This window comes from Nostoc sp. LEGE 12447 (assembly GCF_015206985.1).
Classification (GTDB): Bacteria; Cyanobacteriota; Cyanobacteriia; order Cyanobacteriales; family Nostocaceae; genus Nostoc.
In genome coordinates this window covers 1-20,176 of record NZ_JADEXT010000046.1, presented here as the reverse complement: position 1 = coordinate 20,176, position 20,176 = coordinate 1, and the positions used below count along the sequence as shown (strand labels likewise).

Genomic DNA, 20,176 nt, shown 5'->3' with positions numbered 1-20,176 from the left:
TTAAGTCCTTTGCAGTAAAGATTCTAACCCTGCCAGTTCCTCTGCAATTGAGGCTTCAAGTGCAGTTTCTGATAGTTGCTGAATTATTTCCAGTGTTGCAGCCCGTTCCTCTTCATCTGGCGAAGTTGTGACATCGCTGGCAGTGCTGTCCCAGAAAAATACCTCTCGACCCAAATATTTGACCAAATCGGCAATTGTGGGATACTCAAATGTAATTGTTGAGGGTAATGTTGTTCCTAGTCTCTTATCTAGCCGGCTCTTTAAATCAATTGCCATCAGCGAATCCATACCCAAATCAAAAAAGCCTTGCTCAGGGTTAGGTAGTTGTGATGGTTCAAAGCCTAGTACTTTACCGACTTCTGACTGGAGATAAGCAGTTAACATGGCTGGGCGATCGCTAACTGGGGCTGCTTCTAACTCTGCCACCAGTGCTGATGTAGCAGTTGACTGCGGCTGGTTGTCATTGGACGGTTGAACTGACATTTCCTCAAGTAAGGTTCGCCGTCCTCTGGCCTCGTATAACCCCTTGAACAGCGCCCAGTCAACTTGAGCTACAGTCGCCTGCACTGTATTGGAACCAAGTAACAAACCCAAAGCCGTGAGCGCTTGTTCTGGCTGCAATATGCCAATTCCCATTTGAGCCAGCCAAGTTTGAGCTTCATCAGAAGCCATGCCACCATCAGCCCACGGCCCCCAGTTCACACTTAAGGTAGGCATTCCTTGCCCTTGCCGATAGTGAGCAAAACTATCTAAGAAAGCATTGGCAGCCGCGTAATGAGCTTGTCCGCGAGAACCCCAAACTGAGGCAATAGAAGAGAAGACAACAAAGAAATCCAGTTTTATATCCTGGGTGAGTTGGTGTAAAAGCCAAGTGCCGATCGCTTTGGGACGCAATACTGCCTCTAGCGACTCCCATTGCAGAGATTGCAATGTTTCATATCCCACAATTCCTGCTGCATGGATGATCCCACCTAGAGGTGGCATTGTCGCCCGTACTTTATGTAATAGTTGCAATAAATCTTGCTCTTGGGTGACATCAGCCTGGGCTGCTAGGATTGTAGCGCCCATTTTTTCTAGGTGAGCGATCGCAGTTTGTGCTTCAGCAGTAGGTTGTTTACGTCCAGTTAGCACCAGTTGTCTGGCTCCCTGTCCCACCAACCATTCTGCTACTTTCAGCCCTAACGCACCTAGTCCACCTGTAATCAGATAAGTGCTGTTTGCGGATATTGAGCAACTTTCAACATTGGCTGGTAGTTGTTTACGTACCAAACGAGCTACATAACGCTGTCCGCCACGATATGCAAAATGGTCTTCACCTTGAGCATCTGCAATATCTGACAATAGCAAAGATATTTCTTCTAATGTTGGCTCAGGAGATAAATCCACCATGCCACCGAATAGTTCTGGATGCTCAAGTGCTACTACCTTACCCATACCCCATAATGATGCTTGGGTAACTTCTGGTAAAGTTTGCACTGGCTGTGCGCCTCTAGTCACTAACCACAGCCGAGGTAAATCAATATTACTGTGACGAGCAAGAGCCTGCACCAGAGATAGGACGCTGCCACAGCCCAACACCTGAGACTTCTCTAACTCTGCTACTGTTACCTCAGATTTAGCTGTATTTAAATTCCACAGGTGAATCACACCTTGTAACTGGCTTTGAGTAACTGTTTGAATTTCATTCAGCAACCTCTCAAAATCTGCTGTACTTGCAGGATTGATAACCCAAGTAGAGCCTCCTTTTGACTGATAAAAATCTCCTGGATAAACCAAAATACAAGAGTTACCTTGTTTTTGCAGGTCTTCAACGAGAGCCTTTCCTACTCCTCCAATGTCAGCCAGAATCAACCAAGTACCGATTTGTGGCTTTTTGTCAACTCCGGTTATTTCTCTTGCCTTAGATTGCCACTCAATACTGTGGAACCAATCTTGAATTGAGGCAGCTATTGATTGCTGTTTATGCTGCTTCACCAATGCTTCTAACAGCTTCGGAAGGAATTTTTGCTCCTCAGTAGATAGACTCGCCGTTTTAGTAACTTGTTCTGTTAGCTGTTGAATCTCTCCTTGCTGTAACAGATGCAACATGGGAGTCTCTGCAATATTCACAGCAGGGATTTCTGTCTGGGCAGACTGATTATCAGCAAGTTCAACCCAGTAGCGTTGTTCCTGAAAGGGATAAGTCGGTAGTGCTACACGCTTACGGATGTAATCTCGGTCAAATCCTTTCCAGTCAATTGCAACCCCTTGCACATATAGTTCTGCCAAACTTTGGAGTAATTGCTGCCAATCAGATTGGCCTGGGCGCAAACTGGGCAACCATAGGAGTTGTTTTATTTGTGCTTCAGACAAGCACTGTCTGCCCATACCCAACAGTGTTGGTTTTGGGCCAATTTCTAGTAATACGTCACACTTCTGCTGTGCTAAAGTCTGCATTCCCTCAGCAAATAGCACAGGTTGTAGCACATGATTACACCAATAATCAGGATTGGCTACTTCTTCACTAACTAGTTTCCCGGTGACATTAGAAATTAACTTAATTTGAGGAAGGGAATAGCTGACAGTCTTGGCAACTGCTGCAAACTCTTCCATCATCGGGGCCATTAATGGTGAGTGGAAAGCGTGAGACACCGTTAATGGTTTTGTCTTCACTCCAGATGCTGTTAAGGATTGGCATATTGCCTCAACCATCTTGCGCTTTCCAGAAATTACGACGCTCTGGGGGCCATTGATAGCGGCTATGGATACTACTGTGTCCCGTTTTGCTAACGAATTATCGGCACAGTAGGGTGCAATCTTTTCTGCTACTTGTTCAGGGCTAGCCATGACTGCCGCCATCATCCCATTGGCAGGTAGGGCTTGCATCAGCCGTCCCCGTGCAGTAATCAATTTCAATCCGTCTTCTAGGCTAAACACGCCTGCCACACAAGCAGCAACGTATTCGCCAACGCTATGTCCCATCAACACAGCAGGTTTAATGCCCCAAGATTGCCACAGTTTATACAAGGCATATTCCAGAGCAAATAGTGCTGGTTGAGTGTAGGCAGTTTCATCTACTAAGACACCTGCATTTTTATTGCTGGGATAAATCACTTTTAAGAGTGATTTTTTGAGATGGGGACGTAGAATCTCATCACACTTCTGGAGAGTTTGGCGGAAAGTGGGCTGCGTTTCGTATAACTCGCGTCCCATGTCCACGTATTGAGAACCTTGCCCAGTGAACAAGAAGCCTATCTTCGGTTGTTTGCGATTGATAACTTGACGAGTTACTAATCCATGAGGCTGCTGCCCTGCAACGAAAGCACTCAACTGCTGTTGTAATTGCTCCCTAGATTCAACAGTAACAGCAAGGCGATGATCAAAATGCGATCGCCCTGTACTAGCAGTAAAGCAAATATCTGCCAGAGACAATTCTGAGTGCGTTGCCAGATTTGCTTCATAGCGCTGGGCTAAATCTTGCAAAGCCTGCTCACTTTTTGCCGAAAGGCTCAACAAGTGTAAAGGACGCTCAACAAGAGGCAAGGGAGCAAGAGGCAGGGAGAAAGGGGAAATGTCATTTGCCCCTTTGCTTTCAATACCATCTTTTGAATTTTGAATTTGTAAGGGTGCTTCCTCGACAATGATATGGCCATTGGTACCACCAAAACCAAAGGAACTAATGCCTGCCAAACGAGGCTCTGTACTCACATTCCAAGGTTGAGGTTCCGTGGGAATCGCAAAAGATGTGCCACTTAAGGAAATATATGGATTCAACTGCTTAAGATGCAGATGTGCTGGAATTTCTTTGTGCTGTAACGCCAGTACTACTTTGAGTAAGCTAGCCATCCCAGCCGCAGCTTCCAGATGACCGATATTTGTTTTGACTGAGCCAATTAGACAAGGTTGATCGGTGCTGCGTCCCTCTGCCAATACTGCTTTTAGGGATCTAACTTCAATCGGATCTCCCAAGGATGTACCAGTTCCGTGAGCCTCAATATAACTAATTTGCGCTGGCTCTACTCCGGCATTTTCGAGAGCTTGACGAATTACAGCCTGTTGGGAAGGGCCGTTGGGAGCAGTCAATCCATTACTGAGTCCATCTTGATTAATTGCCGAACCTCGGATGACAGCTTGAATGCGATCGCCATCTCTAATTGCATCGCTAAGACGCTTCAGCACAACAATACCGCATCCTTCGCCGCGAACATAACCATCAGCACTAGCATCAAAGGTCTTACAACGACCATCCAATGCCATCATCCGAGCTTGGGAGTAGATAATTGTCTGTTGTGGCGACAACATTAAGCTAACTGCTCCCACCAAGCATAAATCGGACTCTGCATTTTGCAGACTGCGACAGGCTAGATGTATTGCTACCAAAGACGAAGAACAGGAAGTTTCAATCGCTAAACTTGGTCCCCGCAGATTGAGCAGATAAGACAAGCGATTTGCAGCAATACCAAGTGTATTACCAGTGCCATCATAAGCATTGATGTGTTCTAAATCCTTAGAAACCACAATTCCATAATCATAGTTCCCAATTCCAATAAAGACTCCTGCCTGAGTACCAGAGAGACTCGAAGGTGCAATTCCTGCATTTTCCAAAGCCTCCCAAGCAACTTTCAGAACCACTCTCTGTTGGGGATCTATCCGCTCTGCCTCGCGGGGTGAAATACCGAAAAAGCTCGGATCAAAACTATCTACGCCTTCGATAAATCCGCCATAACGAGTACTCATTTTTCCCGGCGTAGCAGGTTCGGGATCGTATAAACTATCTATGTCCCATCGTTCCATAGGGACTTCGGATATAGCATCAATACCATGATGCAAAAGATGCCAGAAAGCCTCTGGACTGCTAGCGCCAGGAAAGCGACAGCCAATACCGACAATAGCAATGGGTTCCACTAATTAAGTCCTCAATACTGATGTATTGCTGCTTTATATGCTTAAAGGTGCGATGCCTTTGGCAGGCGTAGCCATCGCTCTATGCAGCAACAGAGCTAGCGAATTGCTTAAAGGCTATTTGATTGCGTTTGATTGCCTTTTCTATCGATCCACCCTCAGCCATCACGCGCATTTCGCGGTTAACAGGCCACAGGTATTCAAGATGACCGAAGAAGCGTTTCAAATCATTCAGCAGAGTTTGCTGATACTTGAGATTGACATGGAAACCTTCGTGTTCTTGACACAAACACTTTTCCATCCAATGGAGTGCGTCTTCTTGGGACATTTTATTAAATAGAGGAGATGTCAGCAGGCGATAATACGAAGGCATGAAATTTACATCATCCCGGAATGTGGCTGGTAGTGCCGCAGACAGTCCATTCAAAAGTCCCCGTTGTAACAAAAAGATAACCGCGTTAGACAGCAACTTCTCGTATACTGTTGGCTTCGGAAAATCCTTATACACCTCTTGGGCAATGGTTTGAGACATTGTGGTGTGGAAGGCTTCATCCAACAAGTGATAATAAGATACAGCGATCGGATCTGGGATGAACTCACCTTTTTTATCTAAATCCCTAAACTGTTTGTAGTAGTTGTACTCGTATGTTTTTAACGACATATTTGCAACCATCCGCACCGAGTAATATTGAGCGGCTAAGAAGGGAGAGCTACCCCAATTTAAACTCAGGTATTTAAACGCCGATGGAGATGCAGTGAGTCCAGCCAGTCCACCAGTGGTTGTCGGAATTGTGTCACCTTTTTCGTTCAAGTACTGTGAATAGTAGCCTCCCTTACCTGGATGCATCAGTTTGGTGAGAAAGCGAAAGGTGGAATTCTGAAGTGCTTCTTTATTGGGAAGTTCTGGTAATTTTGGCAGTAGATTTTTGTTAGTCTGATTATTCAACTTTTTATGGAGAGGATTGCCAAGGGATTCTTTACCCAGTAAAGCAATCTTCGTCTTATAACCAATTTTATGGAACGTGTTGATGTGGTAACGTTCTTGACTGGTTTCAAAGTCTAGCTCTTGGCAAAGAGTTTCATATCCGCCAACGTGAGCAAAAACACCAGATGTAATTTGGTTGTAGAGCATGGTGTTTGCTTCAGAAGATGCAGTATGTTGATACTGTCCCACCCAGTAAAGGTGGTTAAGAGCTAGTTTTTGGGCGTGAGAAGCTTGTTCGTAGAGAGGAGTCCCATATAGAGTAGAAAGCTGGCGATCGCCCCATAAATGATCACCGTTGCGCCTATAGTCAAAGTTTTTGCCCAAAGATTCTATTTTCTCGGTGTAATCAGATTCTGTATTGTTCTGGTACGTTTTATCGATGACTTGAAAATGCTTCTTTTGTTTGTCCACTGGGACATTTACAACTTTGGGTTTCTCATTCAATAGATTAGCTGTAGTCACAATTTTCCTTCCTCTTAAATCAGGTACTTTCAAGTAGATCAAGCAAGATAGATTTCCAAGTCTTCAATTCAAATTGGCACTCAAGTGCTGAACAAGACCTTCGATAGTTGGGTAATCGTAAAGGAGGGTGGGATCAACCTCAGATCCTAACCAATCTTCTAAGTCACCAGTTAAACCAATTGCTGCTGAAGAATCTAAACCATAGCGATCAAAGGGAATCGTAATATCAACTTCTTCGGGATCAACTTCTAGCAGTTCACCTAGATAAGAGATTGTCCAAGCTTGAATCTCTGCTGCTGTCCGTATCTGTTTGGGTACATCAGCTTTGTTAATCTCTGAAACTCTAGGCATGGTGTTCACCTGAAGATTTTGCGTTTCCATTGTTTAGTCCTTTCTATCTATTGATGAGGATGTATGCTTTGTACAATTAATATTGTTACAAGTTGAATTAAGTAACTTATTTCCCACTTTCAGCCTTTGATATGAGTTCCTAAAAACTGAACTTGTGAAGATGTAAGTTTGTTCATAGCTGTTTACCAGCTGTTAGTTGCCCTAAGATAGAATCAACATCAGCTTGGAGATTGATAAACTTAGATTTATTCTGAGGATTCTCACTCCAGTCCTCTACAACGTCTAAAGTTCCAGAAAGAAATGCACTCCGACAAGCTTGGCGGCGAATCTTGCCACTAGAGGTTTTGGGAATACTTCCAGTCTTGACGAGTACGCTAGCGAAAACTTCTAAACCGTGATGTGCGGCTACTGCTTGTCTAAGTTGTCCGATGACTTCTTGAACATTTAACTTTCGTAGATAACTCCGTTCTACTTCTTGAACAACAACTAGTCGTTCAGAATTCTTGAAATCAATAGCAAATGCTGCTCCACAACCGGCTCGCAGAGATGGATGACTTTTTTCAACAGTCAGTTCAATGTCTTGGGGATAATGATTTTGCCCTCTGACGATAATTACATCTTTAAGCCGCCCTGTGATAAACAACTCCCCATCTTGCAAAAATCCTAAGTCTCCAGTGCGAAGAAATGGGACTGACGCTGCACTATTGTTAACATTTGTATCTGCTAAGTATGCATTGAAAGTTTTTTCTGTCTCTTCAGGTTGATTCCAATAACCTTGAGCAACACTCGGCCCTGCTACCCAGATTTCTCCGACTTGCTCAGGAGCACAGAGGGTTAATGATTGGGGATCAACAATAACCACCTTCTGATCAGAAGGACTTTGCCCACAACCTACTATCGTCTGGCTATCTTTGCGGCCATCGGGCTGCTTGACAATTCGATTTTGCTCTAATGCTGCTTTTTCAACGTTGCAAGTGATTGGTAAAGCTGTTTTCTCACCCCCGGTTACTATCAGAGTGGTTTCTGCCATACCGTAGCAGGGATAAAATGCTTCCTTGCGGAAGCCACAAGGTGCAAAAGTAGAAGCAAACTGCTCCAAAGTCTCAGCCCGGACAGGTTCAGCGCCAGTAAAGGCTACTTCCCAACTGCTGAGATCGAGAGTCGCTAACTGTTCGGGTGTCACCTTGCGAATGCAAAGATCATAAGCAAAGTTTGGCCCACCACTAGTTGTAGCTTTGTAGCGGGATATTGCTTGCAACCAGCGAATTGGTTTTTGGAGAAACTCAACTGGAGACATCAGAATGCAAGGAACCCCTAAATATATGGGCTGCAACACATTTCCAATGAGTCCCATGTCATGGAAAACAGGCAACCAACCAACAACAATAGTTTTGTCTGTATGTCCAAAGGCTTTCTCGATCATCCGCTCGTTATGTAGCAGATTCCCATGAGTGATCATCACGCCTTTTGGTATTCCTGTAGAGCCAGATGTGTATTGGAGGAAAGCTAAGGTATTACCGTTCAGTTCCGGTGGTTGCCATGCTTGAGCTAGATCGTTACTCAAGTCATCGGTAGCTAGCCAATGCAATCCAGAAAGCTCTAAATCCTCTTCATTGAAGCTGGTTTGCAGGCTACGCAAAAGAGGTTGAGAAGTAAGTACAACCTTGGCTTGGGCATCTGCCGCTATAGCCTGCAACCTGGACAACTTTTGATTTCGTCTAGGTGGATATGCAGGAATAGCAACAACGCCGGCATATAAACATCCAAAGAAAGCAGCAATAAACTCTATACCCGGTTGATATAGGAGCAAAGCACGTTCACCAACTAGATTTAAAGATTGTAGACTAGCTGCGATCGCTTGCGCTTGCAGATGTAGCTCTTTATAAGTCAACGATACTGCTTCTGTCTCTGTACTTTGTAAAAAAGTATAAGCTTTTTGATCAGATTGATTTTCTGCTCTGTAACTCAGCAATTCAACTAACGTTAAAAAATGGTGATGGGTTATCAAGCTATTGGAATAATTACTCATTCAATGTACCTCTACACTATTACAGATGTCATTGCAAAGTGGACATATTAAATGTGTGTTAAAAATCTGGGTTTTTACAGTGTCTTTAGCAACTTTTAAATTAATTGGATCAGTAACTTAATTAATCTTACTTTGTAAATTTTGTTTAATCTATAGATGTTCTTTACAAGACTTGTTTTTTGTTTTCTAAATTTAGGTTACTGTTATTTTTCTTATAAGTCAACACATTTTTAAAGTATTGAGATATTTTAAAGAAAACTTTTTTTGCATTGATTAGAAAATAAAAAATTGCAGCATAAAATATGCGTACAAATAATTTATGCTGTCATGCTTCAATGTAATTTAATCAATTTACTCGGGATTAAAACTTAGCAGACAAAAACATTCTACACATTGAAAGCCATATACAAAGCCTATTTTGATTTTTGAGTTCTGACTTAAAATTGCTATAGGATCACTCTTGAATTTTGCTAAAAATCTATTTAAATAACATGCTTTACTCACCATTATAAAATTTACTCTTAAATGATGAATTTAAAATAGCTTGCTGTTTTTAAGATATATTCTTTTAGCTCAAAATTTTCACCTATAGCATAGGACAATTTATACTTGCTCGTTTGTGATTTAATGGTTTATTAGCCACAAGTGCTGGTTTATTGCAGTGGTTGCAATCAACTTAAGGCGGATTTGGAAGTGAACAATAGTGATATCCGAGTTTGTGAATAATATCCATTGTGGCGATGTTACAGTCTTGACTATATTGGTAAAGCCTTGGAATGGGAAACCAGTCTGGGATCACAAATCATGATTGCAAAGACTTGGTACAGTTATCTATCGGATACTGACATGGACTACCACAATAAGCCAGCAATAAATCCCAAAGTTCAGCGAAGGAATAAGCGATCGTGAATAGATTGATACTTGGAAAATATAGATAGTACCTGCTCATCTTCAAAAACGGGCTACAGAATTAAAAATTTGATCCCTGGCTTCTGCTTTCTATGCACCTATGTTGCTTAGAATGCAACTTTAACTCAAAAGAAACTATCAATGCTGAACAAGCAATTCCCACATGTCCCTATTTCTCTTGATTGGAGGTGCATAGGCTATCAATAATTTGCAGAATTCAAATTAGGAAACCTAAGCAGCTAGTTATTGCATTCCGCGTTTTTAGCAAAATTATGTTGCCAAATAAAAATTTACATTGGCGTATTTTGCCTATTAAAACCCAAAATAAACAATTTTTGAGGTTTTAAAGATTGTAGCTAGCAACTTACCTTAGCTATAAAATGAGCTTGGCATGTTAGGATTTGACGAGACCAATTTTTTTGCGAATTTGCAACTTTCTAACTAACAGAGAAAGAAATTTATATATTAAGCCCAAATTTTGGTTATTAAGCCAAAATTGTAGTTTTAGTGCTTTATTTGGCAGAAAATCGCTGTTGCAAGTGTTGTAGCCTACAAATGATTGCTTGATTACAGCTTGATTTTGAGAAAGTTTATGTGCCATAATTGAAGTAAGTTGTATTTCATGGGAAAGAGCCGTTGCACAAAGTGCAGCAGCTGAATTCTGAATTTCTCTTGCCCGAGATTTTGCAGAAAAATAAATAACAAGTTAACCCGCAAAGGTTAGTTTGTTAGTAGCCTGATAAACAACTAAAACTAGGATTATCCCTCTAGTATTTTCAGACTCTAGGGGGAAAATTCCTGGTTTAAGTCATAACTCATCTTTTACCTTGTAAGCATTTTGTATGTTTAAGGGAAATCTAGATTTACTATGGCTTTTAGTTGATTTGTGAAGCAAAGCTATTAATCTTGAGTAAAGATTACAACAATTCTATCTAAGGATATTCTGTAAATTCAAAAAATCCTATCTATGGATAGCATGTCATGATTGATAAGGACTACCTCTGAATAAATACCTTTGGTCACATAAAATCAGCACATTAGGTAAATCAAGTACTTATGCGTAAAAGAGAATTTGGGAAAGCGCAATTTAGTACTATTGATTAATTAAGCGATATCATTTTCCATCCTTATTACTTACGTATATATTGTTAGTGCCCTTTAGAAAACCTACCTTCAAATATACAGTTATTTAACGCTTAATGCAACACCTCTTAAGTGAGGTTACTAAAGTTGAAAAAGCAGCCCTCTCAGTGTTGACAAATAGTACGTTATACAGAACAGGTTGTAAGAAGATAAATCTAGGGCGTGTCATCAATATTTCACAAGCTTATTTTGATCTTTAACATATCTACACTTCTATTATTATTTTATTTATCTATCTATAGACGTACAAAGTTAGGTTTGCTTTTATAACTAAAGGTATAAAATATATTAAACTTATAAGTAATAAATAATACAGAAACAGCAATGTTTGATGTACTTTAACAAAGCGGGTAAGTAGATAGGTAGGGCAAAACCTAAGCGAATTTCTCGCAAACAATCACAATTTGCAAAGCAGGGTCATCATTCCAACACTCCTGCAAAAAGTCAAACCCCGGATTCTGCTGAATTACCTGCAAGCTTGAGTTTCTGCATACGCTCCGGTCGCAGATTCGACCTCGCAACAATCGCCTCATGCGACCATTTTTCAGGCTGTGGCACGGGCACGGGGGAACCTTCGCCTTCATGATCCGCTTTCATTTCTCCACCTAAAGCTGAATTTGAACCAACAACATAGCAGAGTGATCCTGTTCTACTTGCCTCTGTGTTTGATTAGCGATCGCTACTTGTCCCTACATCAACACTTCCCACGCTAAATGCTAAATTTTATTTAGCCACCCAGCAGGAGTTTTCTTTTTCTTATGTGGTTCTGGTCTGCCGATTCAGTAGAACAAGAATTATTTGATTTGTACGCTCCAGCCCTGCGATCGCTCGGCGTAAATTTTAATGACGAGCAACTCCAAGACACTCTAGAAGCAGCAAGCTATGGTTTAGAAGATGCTTTCAGGAGCGCAATCGTTTATATACTCTGGCTCGAAGAAAACCTGAAGCCAATCTACCCGACTGCAATACTAATTGAGGCACTGGCAAATCAATGGCGTACCAAGTACTGGAAGCCGGAGTATCTAGAACTTGAACAGTTGCTCTCACCCGGAAAGCGCTGGTGGAGGGCAGCAGTGGATAAGTGGGGTTACGACGAGCGTAATCAACTAGTTGCAGATATATTTTACGACCACGGGCAGGAATTTATTAAATTCCGAAATGGTAAAGAAATTTTAGTTGACACTGCTTATAAGTGGGGATGGAATCGAGTCGCAGATTATGCGTCCCCGTTTTCAGAAAGTAATTCGTCGTTGCGCGGTATCAATGCAAGGGAATCTTGATCTACACCTTCTGCACAAAAGTAGATAAACACCGTCAGGCAGCAATCGCTTTAGCTGCACGCTATTCTGAGACAGTGTAATTTTTAATGTTGGTAGAGACTGCTTGACGTTTAGAGTTTGTGAGAGTTAGAGCTATCATCTGATCTAAATAATCTTTAATTATTTTAAGTCAGGAGAGTAATATTCTTGAATCTGCCCTTGTAAATACAAGATTAATTGTTTTGCTTGGATGTAAAACAGGTCTTCATAAGTGCATTTAATTTTGATTTGGGGGTAGCTGATTTCCGTAGCCATCTTGACTTGGTAAGCACGGGTAATTGCTTGGGCTGCAACGAGCGGCAGTGTGTTTTCATCCCAGCATTTATTAAAATCCTTCGGTGTGACATAGCCACGATTCAAAACAGTCTTCACGCAGGCGATCGCTAAGATTTGGAATTCTGTAGTTAGATCCGTGATTAGTCCCTTGGTTTGGTGATGGGTTTGATGCCAGTAACCAAGATTAGGGTTTAGCCCCACTGAGAAAATAGCATTTTTGATTGATTCTTCCAAAAGCTTCTCGCTAAAGTCAAGCATTCGACAAACAGGGGAATTATCATGCCGCGAAGTAAATCTCCAATCCGGGTTTATGCACTGGGGAAGTATACGATAAAATATCAGCATTGCCTGCCCAATTAACCCTTGCAATGAGGCAATGGAATCATGGTTTGTAATGCAATTACTAAGATGTAAAATATCTTTAGAAGCTTGACTAATTTCTACAGCACCATCACGCCCAGAGCGTTGTAGAAACCGCCGGAGGCGACCCCAAGCTGCACCTTGCATAATCTTGATTCTCATGGCATCGCTATCGCATTTTTAGAGGTTCAAAGTCTAAAACAATGAAAGTAAAGTTGCCAGAATTTTTCTGATTGGCTTATTCAATCCTGTTTAAATTGGAATTTCAATCCAAAACTCTGTGCCTTTTCCTGGCTCTGATAAGCAATTCAAAATTCCACCATGTCTTTCTACTACAATTTGGTAGCTAATTGACAGTCCTAGCCCTGTTCCCTTACCCACCTGTTTTGTTGTGAAAAAGGGATCAAATAACCGTTTTCTAACGTCTTCCTCCATCCCTAATCCGTTATCAGCAATTCGGATCACAACAAGTTTTTTATCTAAAATTTCAGTGCGAATTATAATTTGTGGTTGTTTATCAGTTGTTTTTAAATTGCTCATTGATTCTTCTAAAGCATCGATTGCATTAGTCAAAACATTCATAAATACTTGATTAAGCTGCCCAGGATAACAATCAAGTAAGGGTAAATCTCCATACTCTTTAACAATAGATATATCCAATCCAATACCATTGTTTTTCCAGCGATGATGCAAAATTAATAGTGTATTTTCGATTCCTTCATGAATGTCAACTAGTTTTTTCTCTGCTTCATCGTGACGGGAAAAATTCCGCAATCCTAGAACAATTTCACGGATACGATTAGTACCCATATTCATTGAATACAGAAGTTTAGAAAGGTCATCGGTAATAAATCCTAGATCAATTTTTTCAGCAAAATCGTGAATTTCTGCCTGGGGGTTGGGATAGTATTGCTGATAAAGGTGCAATAGGGTTAACATCTCTTGAAAGTATTCGTTAGCATAAGTTAAGTTGCCATGAATAAAGTTAACTGGATTGTTAATTTCATGGGCAACTCCAGCTACTAATTGTCCTAAGCTGGACATTTTTTCATTCTGGATCAGTTGAGATTGAGTTTGCTGCAATTTATGCAAGGTTTCAGTGAGTTTTGTGGCTTGAGTTTGAGCAGCTAAGGTAGCAGAGCGACTTTGGGTATAAAGCTGTGCATGATCGATGGCGATCGCTAGTTGATCGCAAACAGCTTGTAGCAGGCTAATTTCACTGTTAGTCCAAATGCGATCGCCACTGCAATGACTACACACAATTGCCCCAATCTCTCCGGAATTACTTTTAACTGGTAGCAGTAATTGAGATGTAATGCCAAACTCAATTAAAAATTCTTGGATATCATAATCAAGATATGAATTGCTATTAATATTGTCGATACAAATTAGCTCTTGAGAAAGAAGTATTTTTGTTAAAAAAGTATTTTTTTGCAGTGAAAGGCTGCCTAACATCGTTGGTAAGTTAAGATTTCGTGCTTCATAGGTAATAGTCAAGCTTGGTTGAGATGGGTGCGGTAAGTAACAAAGAAAGTAGCAACGATCAATTTGTAATAAGCTGCGAATTTCATTAACAGCAGTTTCTAGGATCATATCTAGGTTAAGAGAACTGCGGATTTGACTAGCTAGACGCAGTAATAAGGCTTCCCGACGACTGAGGAGTTCTTCTCGTGCCAAGATGCGGTCAATAGCCACAGCAATATTGTTGGCGATCCAATTTAATAAATTATGAGTTGGCTCGGTAAATAACTGCTTGCTAAATAAAGCTATCATACCGATTAATTGCTGCTCTACTATCAAGGGATAAGCAGAAAATCGAACAATTGAAAATGTAGAATTAAGAAGGTTTTCTGAGTTATTAATTGATAGTTCTTCATTAAAGATAGCTTGATGGTTCTGATTCATTAAGCCAATAATGTTATTAGCTAAAACCATGTGATTTGGGAAATCTTGGGTATCGCTCAAAGCACTACAAGCGACATCTGTACAATGAACACCAGCCTGCAATTGTAGCTGGTTTGTCTGTCTTTCAAATGTCCAGATACAAACAAAGGCTATATCAAGATGTTGGCAAATAGCATTTGTACAGTTTTGCAGAATTTCTGGAAGTGCGCCACTTTGAGATAAAGCTAAACTGACTTCTGCACTCAAAACTGACAAGCGTGATCGCTCCAATAAAGCTAACTCTGAAAGCTTGCGCTGTGTAATATCTGTACGAATAGACACATATTGATAGGATTTTCCATTTGGGTTCAACATTGGGGCAATCAAAGTATCTACCCAATAAAAACTGCCATCCTTGGCTTTATTTTTAATTTCTCCTTTCCATATTTTTCCTTGAACAATAGTTTTCCATAAAATTGCAAAAAATTCTTTTGTATGATGTCCAGAATTGATAATACGATGATCTTGCCCTAAAAGTTCTTCTCTAGAATATTTAGAAATTTCACAAAATTGGTTATTAACATAAGTTATTCTTCCACTACTATCAGTTATAGCTACCAGTGAATGGGCATTTAAGGCAAATTTAAAAGCTTCTAGCTCTTGGATAGACTTCTGTAACTCTATCTCATTCTGTTTATTAAGAGTAATGTCACGAGCTACTGCATAAATCAAGTTTTCTTCACTGAAGCCAGTTGCATTCCACGATAGCCATTTGTAAGAACCATCCCGACAAAGATACCGATTTTCAAAGCTGATTGCATCTACAGATTGTGTAATTTTTTGGGCTGCAATTATAGTGGATTCACGGTCTTCACAGTGAACAAATTCGATAAAGGGTTTGCTAATAAGTTCTTCATCTGACCAACCTAATGTTTGTGTCCATTTTGGGTTTAAATACTTAAAATAACCGTCAAAGTTAGCAATACACAATAAATCTATAGAAAGGGAGAAAAATCGAGAGTATTTTTCTTCAGATTGGTTGTACCCAGATTCTACTAATTTCATCAGATATTTTGGTATAAATCTTTTTTGTTAAAGGTAAAATAAGTTAATGTATTTTTCACAAATTTAATAACTGTCTTAATAGGATATTAACGAGCTAAAAACTGTTTAATATCAGCTCCTAAAAAGCCTGTTTAATTTACGAGTAAATACGTAATCAACTTAATAGTAAAGGCAATAACTGTCTACTAGTTTTTACTGAAAAAGCTAGTTTTAACTTAATTCCCTACTAAACAAAGGTTTCCCAAAAAAGGTGTAAAGTAAACATTTATATTTTGAATTAGAGATAAGAAGTGTTACGTAAAGGTACTATCTGTTGCTTAACAGCATCAATTCTTTAAACCTCATGACTTGGGAATTATGGCTGGCTTGTGATATTGTCAATGACAACCCGCTTCCTTGGCAGAAACAAATGACTCAATTTACGCCTGGACGGGTTGCACAAGCGATGCCAGGGATTATGGTCAGAGTTTCTACTCCATCCATTCCGCCCAAACCACGAGGTAAATCTCCAGGCTGGAAGACTGGACTGTCTCGCCAACGTAGAACTAGCTATCCAATTGTTAAAAAACGTACTTCATCTTCACCTCAAGCCAAGCCGAAATCTGCTTGATTTGTAATTTTTCTACTTTTTTACTTTGCTTCTTCTCAACTCAGCTTCCCTGAGTCATTTTGTGCTTCTTAGTCTAAAGTCCAGAAATTAGATGCTAGCAATAATCCTAGCTTTAAAAAATAAGGAGTTTATTTTTATGTTTCTAAACTATCACTAACTATCTCAAACCCTTATAACTACGTTTTTGCAAAAATATCAAAGTTTTGTCTCAAAGCTTTGAACACTCTGGCTTTGGAGTTTTTGGACACGTCTAATTCAATCTTGATTTAATAGCAAAGATAAAGTTCTTAACAACTCTGATAATGTAAAGGGTTTCGGTAAAAACGCTTTGATACCAGCGCTAGTAGCCTCAGCTATTTTTTCATTGGTAGCTAGGCCACTCATAGCAATAATTTTGAGATGTGGATTAATTTTTTGTAAAGTGCAAATAGTTATGATGCCATCCATATCAGGCATCATTAAATCTATTAACGCTGCACTAATTTTATTTTTATGTTCAACATATACTGAGATTGCCTCAACACCATTATTAGCACTTAACATTTGATAGTTATAATTTAAAAGCGATGTTTGAATAATTTGTTGAAGTGAGAGTTCATCATCTACAACTAAAACAACCTCTCCATTCCCCTTAAGTAGTTCATAATCCTCTGTTAATGGTTGTTGCTGTTGTGTATCTGTGAATGCTGGAAAATATATTTGAAATCTGCTACCTTGACCCACTGAGCTTTCAACATTTATGAATCCGCCATAAGTTTTGACAATTCCCATAACTGTTGACAGCCCTAAACCTGTTCCTTTACCAATTTCTTTAGTTGTAAAAAATGGCTCAAAAATTCGTTCTAATACTTCGGGGGCAATTCCAATACCAGTATCGATAACGGAAACCGTAACATAATAACCAACTTTTGCCTCAAAATACTTTTGAGCAGAGAATTCGTCAATAAACTGATTGGCAGCAGAAATTTTCAAAGAACCGCCATAAGGCATAGCATCACGAGCGTTAATGCACAAATTCATCAGTACTTGTTGTAATTGGGTGGGGTCTGCATAGACAGACCATAAATCTAGAGGGAATTCAGTAGTAAATTCAATTGACTTGGGAAATGTCTGTTGGATAATGTACTGAATTTCAGCGACTATGTGCTTGAGCTGGAAAATGATGCGCTTGCTCGATACACCTTTAGCAAAAGATAATACTTGTTTAATTAAATCAGCCCCACGCTGAACATTAGTATATAACATCTTGAGCAATGGCTGAGTTTGCGGATCGGAAAATTTCTTCTCTAACAATTCTAAGGACATTAATATGGGTGAGAGAAGATTGTTTAGGTCATGAGCGATTCCACTAGCTAATGTTCCAATACTTTCCAATCGTTGAGCGCGGAGAAATTGTTGCTCTAGCTGTTTTTTCTCCGTAATATCGGTGTTAACTATGAGGATAGATTGGGTTTGTCCAAATTGATTTTGTACCAGTGTCCAGCGACTAGCAACAATAATTTCTTTGCCCGTTTTGGTAAATTGCTTTAACTCACCTTGCCAAAAACCATGTTCGATAGTAGCGGCAAGACCTAGATCGAGTTGGGATAACCTTTCTCTATAAAATATTTCATCGGCTTTTTTCCCAGAATTTTCATCTGCTGTCCAACCATACAAATTCTCAGCCCCTTGATTCCAAAAAAGAATATGCTTTTTCAAATCACAGACAAAAATGGCATCGGTAGAAACATCAATTAAGGCAGCCTGTTCGTGAATCTTTTCTTGTGCTTGTTTGCGTTCTGTAATATCTCTTGCTGCCGAGACTCGTACACTTCGTCCTTGATAAATGCTTTGCTTACCCACTACCTCTAATGAAATCAACGAGCCATCTTTTTTTTTGCCAGTTATTTCATAAGGCAATTCATATTCATTCTCAATGTGATGCACAAAAGTTGCTAGCGATTCGGGCGTAAGAAAATCGACTGCTGATTTGCCAATCACTTCCTCTAAAGTATAACCAAGCATTCTAGCAAATCCAGGATTGGCATCAATAATTTTCCCCTGTTCCTGAATAACAATGCCTTCAAACATGGCATCCACCAAAGTCTGAAATCGCATTTCGCTTTCTTCTAATGCCTGTTGTGCTTGTTGGCGTTGTGCAATTTCTAGACGCAGAGATTGGTTAAGATCAGTTAACTCCTGAGTTCTTGCCGCTACTCTAGCTTCCAGTTCCTCCGTCAGCAAACGCAATGCCTCTTGAGCCTGCTTGCGTTCAGTAATGTCTCTACCAGTATTGATGACTGCCCCAATTTCTCCATCATTTCCCCAGATAGGGGCAACTACGTATTCGTAGTACCTGATACCATTCACTGTTGGGAAACTCATTTCACTTCTAAGAGATTTTCCCATCTGAAATACCCATTTGCGTTGAGCATCATATACTTCCATGATGTCAACCGGAAATCCTAACTCTTGCCAAGTTTTACCTAGCAATTGATCTTGTTGTAATCCTAAAGCTGCTAGTGCTGCTGGACTGGCATAAAGATAGCGTTGCTGGCGATCACTAATATATATATGATCTGTGGAAGCTGCCAAGACTTTATTTATTAGTTCTATCTGTTCTGAAGAAATAGAGTTTTCTTCGCTTTCCATAAGTCTTCCCAAAAGTGCTGCTCGCAAAAATTGTTTTTGAGCAATTTAACCTAATCCAAATAATACCAGTTAGTTATCTTTTGGGCTGAATTAGTTGGGCAGCTTTTCAAACTAATTGTGTTCCATACAAACTTTGCATAGTGATGAGACAGATGATGCCTCTTTAGAGGCGCGTCGCTTCAGACTATCGAGGGTGTGGAAGAAAAGGAGGAAGAGTTACCTGTGGCAATGGACTGCACGATGCGACGAAGAATTGCTGGATACATTATAGCCATTGCCTCACTTTGATAAAAATTCCGGCGTTGCATAAATGCAGGATGATTGGCGGGTGGTGCAATTCGTTCTTGCTCATACCCCTCTAGTCTCTAGAGGGGTATGAGCAAGGTCTATTTTGAAAGACACTTTCAAAATGTATAACTGTTCTTTCGATGTAGGTGAGCTAAGTATGCTAGAAAAGCAAACCCTACCCTTGAAGAGACAAGTGACTCCCTATCTGCCCACAGTGAATAGACTCGGAATTCTATAGGCTGAAGCTCTCACAGGTGTAGGTATTTAACAAATGTGACTGAAATAGGGTTTTTCCGTTGGTTGAGAACTCAAATATTAATTTCTGATTTCCCACCCAAGAACGAAATTTCGTTATTTGAACCACGTTTAGAACTCTGTTTGAGAGTGCCCACTCATGCACAAATAAAAAACCTACACCTGTCAGGAAGAAATAGCCCCTACCCCCTACATACTTCTTCTTGACCCTCGTAAATTGGTGAAGGTATTGAACAATGAATTTGAATTAAGATTTTGAGGCTAGGGCTTTAACTAACACAGTGAATCACTTGAGGTTCTTTCTCAAAACTAATCAAGCTTAAATGATCTGGGTTGGCGATTAATTCTTTCGCCATTAAAAAACCGCAGACCGTCCAAGTTTGGTATCTTCTAGCTTCTTTGCCTATTAATCGACCGTTCCTACTGTCATAGTATTCAGGCCATTGGTCTTTGGGGAGACGGCTTTGAGCGAGTTCGAGAGCTTTACTCGCGAGTTCTAAGCGATCTGTTTTAATAGCCGCAGCCACCAAAAACCAAAGCAAAACTGGCCAATGACCACCATTATGGTAAGACCAGGGTCGATTTTTGGGATCTGAGCCAGTAACAGTAAACCAAAAAGTTTTTCCCAAAGAGTGATCGCTAATTTAGTTTACGTATTTTAAGGTGCTATATAATACTAAAACTATAAATAATGCTTATAGCATCCTGAAAGATTTCTAAAAATGAAA

The 20,176-nt window shown here is 40.2% G+C and carries 11 protein-coding genes; 2 read left to right on the top strand and 9 right to left on the bottom strand.

All coding sequences use genetic code 11. From position 1 onward, the window contains the following. The 4 genes from IQ274_RS29955 to IQ274_RS29940 form a co-directional block, all read right to left on the bottom strand. Positions 1-4,884: a type I polyketide synthase gene (locus IQ274_RS29955; RefSeq protein WP_194144397.1), complete on the bottom strand. Its 4,884-nt coding sequence runs from the start codon at positions 4,882-4,884 to the stop codon at positions 1-3. 79 nt (positions 4,885-4,963) lie between these two features. Next, positions 4,964-6,328 carry a hypothetical protein gene (locus IQ274_RS29950; RefSeq protein ID WP_322745370.1) on the bottom strand — a complete coding sequence of 455 codons (1,365 nt, stop codon included), beginning with the start codon at positions 6,326-6,328 and terminating at the stop codon, positions 4,964-4,966. A 63-nt stretch (positions 6,329-6,391) separates the two neighbouring features. Next, the gene (locus IQ274_RS29945; RefSeq protein ID WP_194144396.1) at positions 6,392-6,709 is read right to left on the bottom strand and encodes an acyl carrier protein; all 318 of its coding nucleotides are present in this window, start codon (positions 6,707-6,709) and stop codon (positions 6,392-6,394) included. 142 nt (positions 6,710-6,851) lie between these two features. After that, complete coding sequence (locus tag IQ274_RS29940; protein WP_194144395.1) at positions 6,852-8,708, bottom strand: fatty acyl-AMP ligase; 1,857 nt, start codon at positions 8,706-8,708, stop codon at positions 6,852-6,854. Between the two features lie 2,810 nt (positions 8,709-11,518). On the opposite strand from IQ274_RS29940, the gene IQ274_RS29935 reads away from it, so the two are divergent. Beyond that, positions 11,519-12,040, top strand: a complete 522-nt coding sequence (locus IQ274_RS29935; RefSeq protein WP_194144394.1) for a hypothetical protein — start codon at positions 11,519-11,521, stop codon at positions 12,038-12,040. A gap of 159 nt (positions 12,041-12,199) precedes the next feature. Here the strand turns inward: IQ274_RS29935 and cas1 are convergent, their stop codons facing one another. Continuing rightward, the gene (gene cas1 / locus IQ274_RS29930) at positions 12,200-12,877 is read right to left on the bottom strand and encodes a CRISPR-associated endonuclease Cas1 (RefSeq protein WP_228058445.1); all 678 of its coding nucleotides are present in this window, start codon (positions 12,875-12,877) and stop codon (positions 12,200-12,202) included. Positions 12,878-12,967: 90 nt separating this feature from the next. After that, positions 12,968-15,664, bottom strand: a complete 2,697-nt coding sequence (locus tag IQ274_RS29925) for a PAS domain S-box protein (protein ID WP_194144392.1) — start codon at positions 15,662-15,664, stop codon at positions 12,968-12,970. Positions 15,665-16,007: 343 nt separating this feature from the next. Between IQ274_RS29925 and IQ274_RS29920 the strand changes: the two genes are divergently transcribed. After that, positions 16,008-16,274 carry a hypothetical protein gene (locus tag IQ274_RS29920; RefSeq protein WP_194144391.1) on the top strand — a complete coding sequence of 89 codons (267 nt, stop codon included), beginning with the start codon at positions 16,008-16,010 and terminating at the stop codon, positions 16,272-16,274. A gap of 255 nt (positions 16,275-16,529) precedes the next feature. Here the strand turns inward: IQ274_RS29920 and IQ274_RS29915 are convergent, their stop codons facing one another. From IQ274_RS29915 to IQ274_RS29910, 3 genes are all read right to left on the bottom strand, one after another. Beyond that, a complete protein-coding gene (locus IQ274_RS29915; RefSeq protein ID WP_194144390.1) occupies positions 16,530-18,905 on the bottom strand; it encodes a hybrid sensor histidine kinase/response regulator in 2,376 nt (791 codons plus the stop codon). A gap of 179 nt (positions 18,906-19,084) precedes the next feature. Next, positions 19,085-19,213 carry a hypothetical protein gene (locus IQ274_RS37540; RefSeq protein WP_265578581.1) on the bottom strand — a complete coding sequence of 43 codons (129 nt, stop codon included), beginning with the start codon at positions 19,211-19,213 and terminating at the stop codon, positions 19,085-19,087. Between the two features lie 504 nt (positions 19,214-19,717). After that, on the bottom strand, positions 19,718-20,092 hold the full coding sequence (locus IQ274_RS29910) for a glycoside hydrolase 100 family protein (RefSeq protein WP_194144426.1): 375 nt from the start codon (positions 20,090-20,092) through the stop codon (positions 19,718-19,720). Positions 20,093-20,176 lie beyond the last annotated feature (84 nt).

Coding starts and splice junctions, on each gene's coding strand:
- IQ274_RS29945 (WP_194144396.1), bottom strand. CDS start 6,709: ATGGAAACGCAAAATCTTCAGGTGAACACCATGCCTAGAGTTTCAGAG.
- IQ274_RS29940 (WP_194144395.1), bottom strand. CDS start 8,708: ATGAGTAATTATTCCAATAGCTTGATAACCCATCACCATTTTTTAACG.
- IQ274_RS29935 (WP_194144394.1), top strand. CDS start 11,519: ATGTGGTTCTGGTCTGCCGATTCAGTAGAACAAGAATTATTTGATTTG.
- cas1 (WP_228058445.1), bottom strand. CDS start 12,877: ATGAGAATCAAGATTATGCAAGGTGCAGCTTGGGGTCGCCTCCGGCGG.
- IQ274_RS29925 (WP_194144392.1), bottom strand. CDS start 15,664: ATGAAATTAGTAGAATCTGGGTACAACCAATCTGAAGAAAAATACTCT.
- IQ274_RS29920 (WP_194144391.1), top strand. CDS start 16,008: ATGACTTGGGAATTATGGCTGGCTTGTGATATTGTCAATGACAACCCG.
- IQ274_RS29915 (WP_194144390.1), bottom strand. CDS start 18,905: ATGGAAAGCGAAGAAAACTCTATTTCTTCAGAACAGATAGAACTAATA.
- IQ274_RS37540 (WP_265578581.1), bottom strand. CDS start 19,213: ATGCAACGCCGGAATTTTTATCAAAGTGAGGCAATGGCTATAATGTAT.